The following is a 4,952-nucleotide window of genomic DNA, read 5'->3' as shown; positions in this document are numbered from 1 at the left end:
GGGCTCGTGGGGGCGGCGGTGCTCGCGCGCGGCCTCGCGGGGATGCTCTACGGCGTGGGCGCGCTGGACGCCCTGACGTTCGCGGGCGTGCCCCTGCTGCTGGGGGCCGTGGCGCTCGTGGCCAGCTGGCTGCCCGCCCGCCGCGCGCTGCGCGTGACGCCCGCCATCGCGCTCCGGGCGGACGAATAGGGCTTCAGGACACGGTGTCGTAGGCGGGGGGCGCTTCCCTTGGCATGCGGACCGTGAACGTCGTCCCGGCCTCTTCGCTGGAGGTCGCGCTCACGTGGCCTCCGTGCGCGCGCGCCACCTGCTGCACGATGTAGAGCCCCAGCCCCACGCTGCGCGAGGACCGGCCTTCGTCATGGTGGCCGCGCCGCATGGCCTGGAAGAGGGTGGGCAGCATCTCCGGCGGGATGGGGCGGCCCCGGTTGTGGACCTCCAGCACCAGGTCGTCCCCCTCCTCGCGCGTGGACATCCGCACCGTGGAGCCGGGCTCGCTGTAGCGGAGGGCGTTGGTGACCAGGTTCAGCACCACCTGGCCCAGCCGCTCCTCGTCCCACGAGCCCAGGCCATCGCCCTGCTGGTCCAGGACCACCTGCCGCTCCGGGAACGCCACCTGGACCTCCTCCAGCGCCTGTCGCGTGACCTCGTGGAAGTCCATGCGGCGGCGGTGCACCGGCAGCCCTCCGCCCAGCCTCGCCTGGGTCACGTCCAGCAGGTCGCGGATGAGGCGGTTCGCGCGCTCGGCGCTGCTGATGATGCGGCCGGTGTTCTTCGTCGCGCGCTCCCCCAGGTCGTCGCGCTGGAGCAGGGCGTTCGCCGACAGGAGGATGGCGTTGATGGGGCTGCGCAGATCGTGGCTGACGATGCCGATGAGCTGCTGTTCGAACTCCCGCTGCTCCCGCGCCTCCGCCTCGCGCCGGTGGCGTTCGGTGATGTCGCGGCTCACCGTGGCGATGCCGATGTCCTCGCCCGTCGCGGCATCGCGCAGCTGGAAGAAGTTGTAGTGCACGGGCACCGCCCCCCCGGTGCGGAAGTTGCGGAGGCGGAACTCACCGTCCCAGCGCCCGTGCTCGCGCAGCCTGGGCAGGATGACGTCGCGCACGTAGGGGCGGTCCTCCTCCAGGAAGTAGTCGAACAGGTGGGTGCTGCGCACCGCCTCCGGCCCCTCCAGCCCCAGCATCCGCTGGCCCGCCTCGTTGAGGAACATCGCCCGTCCGTCCGGCCCGCCAATGCCGATGAGGTCCGAGGACTGCTCCACCACCGCGATCAGCTTCTCGCGCTCCCGCTCCGCCTGACGCTGCTCCCGGCGCGCCCGCGCCGCCGCGAGGTTGCCCTCCACGCGCGCCAGCAGCTCCCGAGAGGAGAACGGCTTCACCAGGTAGTCGGTGGCGCCCATGCGCAGGCCCTCCACCGTGGCCTCCTCGCCCGCGCGCGCGGACAGCAGGATGACGGGCACGTGCGCCGTCGCCGGGGCATCTCGCAGCCGGCGCAGGAGCCCGAAGCCATCCAGCGCCGGCATCATCACGTCGCTGATGACGAGGTCCGGCATCCGGGCCCGGCAGGACTCCAGCGCCTCCTGCCCGTTCGCCGCGAGCGTCACCTCGAAGCGGTCCGCGAGCAGCGAATGCACATACGCGCGCATGTCCGCGTTGTCGTCCGCGAACAGGACGTGGCCGCCCACGGTCCTCATAAGGGAATCGGAGGCCGCGCCGGCCGCGAGCGTGGCCGGCGTGCCCTCTGGCTCCAGCCAGCCGGACGCCTCCTCCAGGAACGCCGCGGCGGTCGCGCTCGTCAGGACGCGCGCGGACGTGGACGTGCCCTCGGCGGGGGCGGAAGTGGAGGCCGCGTCCGCGGGCAGCGTCACCGTGAAGGTGCTGCCCTGGCCGGGGTGGCTCTCCGCCTGCACGTCGCCGCCATGCAGGCGCACCAGCTCCCGCACCAGCGCGAGCCCGATGCCGCTGCCCTCGTAGCTGCGTCCCTGCGCGCCCTGCACGCGGTGGAAGCGGTCGAAGATGCGCGGCAGCTCCTCCGGCGGGATGCCCGTGCCGGTGTCCGCCACGAGCAGCACCACCTGCGTTCCCCGCCAGCGCAGGCTCACGCGGATGCCGCCCTGGTGCGTGAACTTGAACGCGTTGGAGATGAGGTTGAGGACGATCTTCTCCCACTGATCCGGATCCACCTTCACGGGGTGCGGCAGCGGGGGACAGTCCACGTCGAGCGTCAGGCCCGCGCGCTCCACGGTGGAGCGGAAGCCGCTGGCGAGCCCTCGGGTGAGCGCGGCGAGGTCGGTGGGCACCGCGGTCGCGTGCAGGCGGCCCGCTTCGATGCGGGAGAACTCCAGCAGCGTGTTGACGAGCTTGAGCAGCCGCAGGCCGTTGCGGTGCACCGTGCGCTGCCGTTCGAGCTGCCGGGGACCGAGCGGCTCCAGCGGATCCTGGAGACCGTCCTCCACCGGCCCCAGCATCAGCGCCAGCGGCGTGCGGAACTCGTGGCTCACGTTGCTGAAGAAGTCCGTCTTCGCGCGGTCCACCGCGGCCAGCGCCTCCGCGCGGCGGCGGTCCTCCTCACGAGCGTGGGCCTGGGAGATGGCCGTCGTCACGCCCCGGGCCAGCAGCTCCAGGAAGCCCCGGTACTTCTCATCGGGCGCCAGCCGGCGGCTCAGCCCCGTCACCAGGAAGCCCGCGGGCCGCGCATGTCCCACGCGCGGCAGGGGCTGCACCCACGCGGAGGCCGTTCCCTCCGGCCACGGCCCCACCGCGACGGTGCCTGTCTCCCCGGGGAGCCTCTCCCAGAGGAAGGCCGCGCCGGTGCTCGCGGCGGCGCCCAGGGGCCAGTCCGCGCTCGCCTCGCCCGTGCCGTCCGGGAGCAGCAGTGTTTCGGGAGCGAGCGCATCCCCCGCGGCCAGTCCGCTCGTCCCAGCGAGCCGGGCGGTGCGGGTGGCGTCATCCACCAGGTAGAGCAGGGCGAAGGGCACGTCGAGCGGCGCCGCGGCGATGACGCGCATGGCTTCGCGGCAGGCGTCGTCCAGGGTGGCCCGGTCCGCGGTGGAGGCCCCCAATTCGCGCAGCGTGTCCAGCCGCCGCGTGCCCACCACCTGTCCGGTGGTCTCCGTCAGCGCCGCGAAGACGCCCGCCACGTCGCCGGACTCGTCGCGCACGGGCGAGTGGCTGTAGGTGAAGTAGCACTCCTCGACGAAGCCGTTGCGGTCGAGCGGCATCATCAGGTCATTGACGAAGAGGGCCTCGCCCGTCCGCCGCATGCGCTCCCAGCCGGGGCCCAGCATGTGCCAGACCTCCGGCCAGGTGACGGGCGCGGCCTGTCCCAGGGCGGCGGGGTGCTTCGTGCGTCCGCAGATGGGCCGGTACGCGTCGTTGTAGAACTGGACGAACTCCGGGCCCCACGCGACATAGAGCGGATAGTCGGAAGCGAGCACGATGCCGACGGCCGTGCGCAGCGACTGGGGCCACGTCTCCACCGGCCCCAGGGACGTCTTCGCCCAGTCCACCTGGCGAAGCAGTGCGCCACAGGCGCCGCCTCCTCGCAGGATGTCGTCCACCGCGCCCATGTGCCTCCACGCCCAGGCGCGCCTTCAAGAACGGAGGCCACTGCTGGGGGAGCAAACTTCGGGGTTTCTCCTCGCAATGGCCAGTAGGCCGGGCGGGAGCCCCTGGCGAAACGTGCGTCGATGAACGGCGGGCGCCTGGAGGGCGACCAGGCGACCGGAGGCCGTGTGTGTTGAATGGCGCAGCCTGGGTTCTCCAGCGGACGTCCGTTCTCTGGGCGCTACAGAAAAGGGCCGCCGTCCCCCGAAAAGGGGAGCGGCGGCCCGGAGCCCGCATGGATCAGCGGACCGCGTGCATCACGGCCCGTTCACCTGGAGGTTGTCGATGGCCAGACCGCAGCCGACGCCACCGGAGGTGCTGGTGAGCGTGATGCGCGACGTGGTGCTGGTGGCGTTGAACACGTAGGTGCGCAGGCCCCAGGACGCGGACGAATTGGAGAAGCTGGCGCTGGACGGCCCGTAGTTGATGGTGGCCGACCGGGACACGGTGGCGCAGGCGGGGCTGTTGGACACGTAGAAGGTCACCGTGTAGCCGGCGCCGACGACGGTGGGCACGTCCTGGTACAGGGAGCCCGCGCCCAGGCCATTGAGGTCGATGGACTGCACGCCGTTCTGCGGCGTCTTGTACGTGTTCTTCATCACCTTGATGCCCGCGGTGATGGTCCAGCCCGGCAACGCGGTGCTGCCGGCGTTGAGGACCACGTAGTTGAAGTTGCCGATGGCGTTGTTCTCGAAGCTGCCGTTGGTGGCGACGTTGATGCCCTGCTCGACGTTGCCGAGCTCCGGATCCTGGATTACGGCATCCGGGCCCCCACAGCCCATCAGCGCGAAGAAGCCAAAGCCCACCACCGCGCCGCGACGCAGCAATTGCATGCCATTCATATGATGTGATTCCCCCTGAGATGTGTTTCGCCCGCGCGTCGTGCAGCGGGTGAAACACACCGTACATGATTTCACAGCAGGTGTGTGAAACTTCACATGGGGGGGCTGGGTTGGTTGCCCTCCAGGCGGGTCAGAGGGGTGCGCAGCCACCCGTGGGTGCGGGACTGATCACGGATGAGGCGTTGATGACACATGACTGGACGCTGCGCAGGTGGATGTAGCCCGCGGCGCCTCCGCCTCCTCCTCCGCCGCCTTCGGTACCGAAGCCATCCCTGATTCCGTCCGCGCCCTTGAGGGGTGCCGCCGTGCCGGTTCCCCCTGCGCCGCCGTCGCCTCCCGTGGCGGTTCCACCGGTTCCTCCGCTCGCAGGCAAGGCGGAGTCCTGGCTACCATTGGAGCCATTTCCGCCGTAATTGCTGGTGGTGGATGAACCCTCGCCGCCGCCACCGCCGTTGGCGGTGATACGCGCGGCGGACGTCAACGACAAATGGAAGGCTTCCAGCAC

At 71.1% G+C, this 4,952-nt stretch carries 3 protein-coding genes and 1 pseudogene; 1 reads left to right on the top strand and 3 read right to left on the bottom strand.

Annotated elements, in window-relative coordinates:
- Window positions 1–189 (top strand): hypothetical protein (locus tag D7W82_RS38415; protein WP_147439763.1); only part of this gene is annotated, 189 nt, incomplete at its 5' end.
- Window positions 190–193: 4 nt separating this feature from the next.
- On the opposite strand, the gene D7W82_RS42470 is transcribed toward D7W82_RS38415, so the two are convergent.
- The 3 genes and pseudogenes from D7W82_RS42470 to D7W82_RS42055 all read right to left on the bottom strand — a co-directional run.
- Window positions 194–3,568 carry an ATP-binding protein gene (locus D7W82_RS42470; protein WP_120623004.1) on the bottom strand — a complete coding sequence of 1,125 codons (3,375 nt, stop codon included), beginning with the start codon at window positions 3,566–3,568 and terminating at the stop codon, window positions 194–196.
- A gap of 294 nt (window positions 3,569–3,862) precedes the next feature.
- Entirely contained in the window at window positions 3,863–4,438 is a 576-nt protein-coding gene (locus D7W82_RS38405; RefSeq protein WP_158617807.1) for a DUF642 domain-containing protein, read from the bottom strand.
- Between the two features lie 139 nt (window positions 4,439–4,577).
- Window positions 4,578–4,952 (bottom strand): annotated as a pseudogene (locus D7W82_RS42055) (hypothetical protein); the annotation flags it as partial.

The organism is Corallococcus sp. CA049B (assembly GCF_003611685.1).
GTDB classification, from domain to species: Bacteria; Myxococcota; Myxococcia; order Myxococcales; family Myxococcaceae; genus Corallococcus; species Corallococcus coralloides.
The sequence above is the reverse complement of the archived record's forward strand: the minus strand, read 5'-3'. Positions and strand labels throughout refer to the sequence as shown.

Bases quoted from the DNA above. Each gene is read 5' to 3' on its own strand.
- D7W82_RS42470 (WP_120623004.1), bottom strand. From the start codon at position 3,568: ATGGGCGCGGTGGACGACATCCTGCGAGGAGGCGGCGCCTGTGGCGCA.
- D7W82_RS38405 (WP_158617807.1), bottom strand. From the start codon at position 4,438: ATGCAATTGCTGCGTCGCGGCGCGGTGGTGGGCTTTGGCTTCTTCGCG.